Origin of the sequence: Xanthomonas pisi DSM 18956 (genome assembly GCF_001010415.1) — a bacterium.
GTDB lineage: Bacteria > Pseudomonadota > Gammaproteobacteria > Xanthomonadales > Xanthomonadaceae > Xanthomonas > Xanthomonas pisi.
The window spans coordinates 1-294 of the sequence record NZ_JPLE01000279.1; the positions used below are offsets into that span (position 1 = coordinate 1).

General features: G+C 46.6%; 1 protein-coding gene. It reads left to right on the forward strand.

Annotated features, from left to right (window positions below):
- On the forward strand, nt 1-294 hold a 294-nt coding region (locus tag Y887_RS20840; protein ID WP_162199183.1), incomplete at both ends, for a hypothetical protein.

A 294-nucleotide genomic window follows, 5' to 3' on the forward strand; every position in this document is an offset into this window, starting at 1 on the left:
CGCTGTACTTGCTACTAAATACACTGGCACCCTGACTGGCCCTTTGTCATTTATCGCAATAGTCAAAAACAACACGGTTAACGGTCAAAAACTTTTTGTAACTGTACCGGATGGGATGGGTGGCTATATTCCTAAATTCTACAACATAGGCGCAGGTGATTTGCAACGTATCGAAATTGACCTTGGCGCTGAGATTGTTGAAGGCGCTGCCTGGGATGGATCAACAGGCGGCATCAGCATCGGTTTGATATCAGGGAAAGACTTGCCGACCGAAGTTGGTACGACTCTTGAACT